The following is a 4,540-nucleotide window of genomic DNA, read 5'->3' on the forward strand; positions in this document are numbered from 1 at the left end:
ATTGCCTAAGTACACCTAGTAGGAAAGGCTTAGGTGATTAAAATATTTTGAGGAATGGGTAACTCCCATAATCTTGTAGGACTCTATTGGGATAATTGAACAATAGTGGCAAGACGAGATTTAGCAATGCTATCCTAGTGGTTGAATCCTGTTATACCACCATCTTATTAGTCCTATAAGGTGAAAAATTTAGACAGGTAAGATTGTCTAAATTTTAGAAATCAGGTTGAACATATGAAGGTAATTATGAGTGGTAATGAAGCTATTGCTAGAGGTGCTTATGAAGCAGGTGTTACAGTAGCTTCAGCTTATCCAGGAACACCAAGTACTGAAATATTGGAAAACTTTGCAAAATATGAAGGGGTTTATGCCGAATGGGCTCCAAATGAAAAAGTAGGACTTGAAGTTGCAGCAGGAGCTGCAATAGCAGGAGCTAGAACACTTACAACAATGAAACATGTAGGATTAAATGTTGCTGCAGACCCATTGTTTACAATGGCTTATGAAGGTGTAAATGGAGGTTTGGTAGTAGTTACTGCAGATGACCCAGGAATGCATTCATCACAGAATGAGCAAGATAATAGATATTATGCTCCTCATGCAAAAGTAGCATTAATTGAACCATCAGATTCACAAGAATGCATAGATTATATGAAGGAAGCTTATGAAATAAGTGAAAAATATGATACTGTTGTTTTGTTTAGAAGTACTACAAGGATTTCGCATTCAAAGTCAGTTGTTGAATTGAATGAAAGAAAAGATGTAGGTGTTAAGCCATATGAAAAAGATATTAAGAAATATATAATGACTCCAGGTCATTCAAGAGTTAAGCATTATGAAGTTGAAGAAAGATTAGAAAAGCTTAGACAGTATTCAAATAATACTCATTTAAATAGAATTGAGATGGGAAATACTAAAATAGGAATCATTACTAGTGGTATTTCATATCAATATGCAAGAGAAGTGTTTGGAGATGATGCTTCATACTTAAAGATAGGTTTTAGTTACCCATTACCAGATGAAATGATAAGAGATTTTGCTAGTAAGGTAGAAAAACTTTATATAATCGAAGAAAATGATCCATACATTGAAACACAAGTAAAAGCAATGGGAATTGAATGTATTGGTAAAGAAGTAATTCCAATTTGTGGAGAATTGAATCCAGACATTATTAGAAAAGGTATATTAGGAAAAGAAAATGAAGCTGTGTATACTACTGATGTTAAAGCACCATCTAGACCACCAGTATTATGTCCTGGTTGTCCTCATAGAGGAATTTTCTATGCAGTTTCAAAGTATAAAGATATAATAGCTACTGGTGATATAGGATGTTATACTCTTGGTATGGTAGCTCCATTAAATGTAACTGATACAGTTATTTGTATGGGTGCTTCTGTTTCTGCAGGAATTGGTTTTGAAGAAGCTGCAAGAATGGCAAATAGAAAAGATAATAAGGTTTTTGCTTTTATTGGGGATTCAACTTTCTTCCATTCAGGAATAACTGGACTTATAAATTCGGTTTATAATAATGCTCCAATTGTAACTTGTATATTGGATAATAGAATTACAGCAATGACAGGTCATCAGGAAAATCCAGGAACAGGTAAAACTCTTCAAAATAAACCTGCTCCAATAATAGATATAGAGAAATTGGTAATTTCTATTGGTATTAAACCAGAGAATATAAGAGTGGTAGATCCATACGATTTAGAAACTACAGAAGCTGCAGTTAAAGATGCTCATGAAAGTACAGAGCCATTTGTAATTATAACTAAACAACCATGTGCTCTTAAGAAAGATGTAATAAAAGCAAGAGCTGGAATCAAGTGTGTCGTAGATACTGAAAAATGTAAGAAATGTAAACTTTGCTTAAAGACAGGCTGTCCAGCACTTAAGTTCCAAAATGGTGTTGTAAGCATTGATGAAAATATGTGTAATGGCTGTGGAATTTGTATGCAGGTATGTCCATTTAATGCTATAACAAAGGTGGGTGAATAATGATGAAAGAAGTTAAAAGTATTTTATTTGTTGGTGTAGGAGGACAAGGTACTATACTTGCTTCAAAGATATTAAGTGAAGGACTTATGAAAAATGGTTATGATGTGAAGATGTCTGAGGTACATGGTATGGCTCAGAGAGGTGGTAGTGTTACTACTCAAGTAAGATTTGGTGAAAAAGTTTTTTCTCCTTTAATAGAAATGGGTAAAGCTGATGCCATAGTGTCTTTTGAAAAATCAGAAGCAGCTAGATGGCTTGGATATTTGAAAAAAGATGGTTATTTAGTGGTTAATGACTATGAAATTCATCCTGTACCAGTTTTGATTGGAGAAGAAAAATATCCTGAAAATGTTAATGAAAAATTAGAAAAAGCTGTAGACAATGCAATTATAATTGATGCTTCTAATATGGCGACTGAGCTTGGAAATATTAAGGCACAGAATGTTGTTTTATTAGGTGCTTTAATTAAAGCTTTAGGATTAGATAATTTAGATTGGGAAGAAACAGTTGAAAAATTAGTTCCTGAAAAGGCTATTGAGTTAAACAAAAAGGCTTTAAGAAAAGGAATGGAATGTGTTAAATAAAATATATGTAGTATAAGGCTATCCCTAAAGGGACGGCCTTGTTTTAATTACAAAGTAGTTTCTATGTTTGTTTTAGCAAAACGATTTCACTTTTAATTGATATTCCTGTATAATATGTTATGAGGGTATTAATGTTGGGAGGAATTTATGTGGTGTTTTATGAAGAAGCTGATAACAATGTGCTTAAAATCGTAAAGAGTTATATTAAATTTGGAGAAAGGATAAGAGTTTCAAAGAGTATTAAGCTTGGAAACAAGTTGTATAGAGAGATTATTATTAACAAGAAGTTTTTTAACAAGTTGAGCAATGAGGCAGTTGGATATTTATATATTGATGAAAACAATAATATTGTTGATGATGAAAATATTAAAAAAGAAATAGCAAAAATAAGTTATTTTGCAGAAATGTTTTTGGATGATTCAAATCCTAATAGTTTGAAAAGTGCTTTATTGAGTGATGAAGATATGCAAAAAGATAGAAATACCTACAAAGAAGCATTAGAAGCATTAGAAGGACTAATTAAAGATGGTTTAGACGAAGGTGAAAAAATAATACATATATTAGAAAATATGCCTGATCTAAGAATGAAAAATGATGAAAAACTTAGAGAGGTAATATATATTGCAAGTGAGTTTATTGATGAAAACAATTATTTCGATGATAAAATTTGCAAGGAACTAAGGAGCAAATATGTAGATGCAATGCTTGTAAACTTTGAAAAGGTGAAGTTGGTTGCATCTGGAGCAAGGTATTATGATAATATAAAAAAATCGGCTGAAAAGAAAAGAAAAAGATTAAGCGTCAGGTTTAACAGTAAAGTTACAATTCCAATATTCAGATTAGATTACATACTTTCATATTTTAAGAGGATTATAAGGACATATGAGTGTATTCTAAAAATGAGCAATTCTGAGTACATAAAAAGAATGTCTACCATTGAAAGAGAAAACATAAATAAAAAAATTGAACTGATAAGGTAAAAGCGTCTGCAAAATGCAGATGCTTTTTTTAGATGCAAAATGTTGCTTGTAAAATGTATATATTTATATTTATGTGTTAAGAATAGTAAAAGGATTGTAGATTTATTTACTATTTATTTTATTATTTACGGGAGGTTACAACTGTTGTTTAAAAAATGCTCAAACTTAGACAAAATTAACTAAAATTATTTGATATGTATATAAACTTTTTGCAAGTGATTTAAATGATAAGCGTAGACAATTAATTAAAATGTTTAGAAGATTAAATGAAGTAGATACTATAATAGTTGAATATCCTGATAGGTTAGCTAGATTTGGATATAATTATCTTAAAGAGTTTGCAAAATCATTAAATGTAAGTATTGAAGCAGTTGAACAAAACAAAAAGTTAGAACTAAATGAAGAAATGGTTAATGATTTAATAAGTATAGTTAGTTGTTTTAGTGCTAGATTGTATGGAGCAAGAGGTGGAAGAAAATCAAAGAAAACTATCAATGAATTAGAAAAAGAAAGGCAGGAGCAAAGTATTAATGAAAACNACAATGAGAGCAATATTGATAAATCTAAACGACAAACAGAAATCAATAATTGATAATATGATGTTATGATTTTGCACTGCAATAAGATTTTCTTTCAAAAGACTTCTTGAAGGTGAAATAAAAAAAGGTGAATTAGAAAAAATAGTAGCTCATAAATATAATTTAAATATACGTCAAGCTAAAGATGCCGTTGAGAGTGCAAGACAGACAATAGTTTCTCAAAGAGAATTGCTCAAAGAAAATAGAGATAATTATAAAAAGAAAGTTAAGGCTGTTGAAAAACAGTTAAAAAATGATAAATTATCTCAAAAGAAAAGGAATGCTTTAAAAAGTAAGCTCGATAAAAGAAAAAGAAGATTAGCCTATTTTCAAAAACATATTGATAATAAAACTATTCCCCCTGTTACATTTGGTACTAAAAAAATGTTCATCAAAAGAT

The 4,540-nt window shown here is 30.4% G+C and carries 3 protein-coding genes and 2 pseudogenes; all 5 read left to right on the top strand.

The window, feature by feature from the left end:
* Positions 1-234 precede the first annotated feature (234 nt).
* On the top strand, positions 235-1,998 hold the full coding sequence (gene iorA, locus CLTEP_RS13505; protein WP_066827556.1) for an indolepyruvate ferredoxin oxidoreductase subunit alpha: 1,764 nt from the start codon (positions 235-237) through the stop codon (positions 1,996-1,998).
* Positions 1,999-2,000: 2 nt separating this feature from the next.
* A complete protein-coding gene (locus CLTEP_RS13510; RefSeq protein ID WP_066827562.1) occupies positions 2,001-2,582 on the top strand; it encodes an indolepyruvate oxidoreductase subunit beta in 582 nt (193 codons plus the stop codon).
* Between the two features lie 149 nt (positions 2,583-2,731).
* The gene (locus CLTEP_RS13515; RefSeq protein WP_153016352.1) at positions 2,732-3,562 is read left to right on the top strand and encodes a hypothetical protein; all 831 of its coding nucleotides are present in this window, start codon (positions 2,732-2,734) and stop codon (positions 3,560-3,562) included.
* A gap of 232 nt (positions 3,563-3,794) precedes the next feature.
* Positions 3,795-4,154, top strand: a pseudogene (locus tag CLTEP_RS13520) (IS607 family transposase); the annotation flags it as partial.
* Positions 4,155-4,329: 175 nt separating this feature from the next.
* Positions 4,330-4,540 (top strand): annotated as a pseudogene (locus tag CLTEP_RS13525) (IS200/IS605 family accessory protein TnpB-related protein); the annotation flags it as partial.

This window comes from Clostridium tepidiprofundi DSM 19306 (genome assembly GCF_001594005.1).
GTDB lineage: Bacteria > Bacillota > Clostridia > Clostridiales > Clostridiaceae > Clostridium_AC > Clostridium_AC tepidiprofundi.

Coding starts and splice junctions, on each gene's coding strand:
- iorA (WP_066827556.1), top strand. CDS start 235: ATGAAGGTAATTATGAGTGGTAATGAAGCTATTGCTAGAGGTGCTTAT.
- CLTEP_RS13510 (WP_066827562.1), top strand. CDS start 2,001: ATGAAAGAAGTTAAAAGTATTTTATTTGTTGGTGTAGGAGGACAAGGT.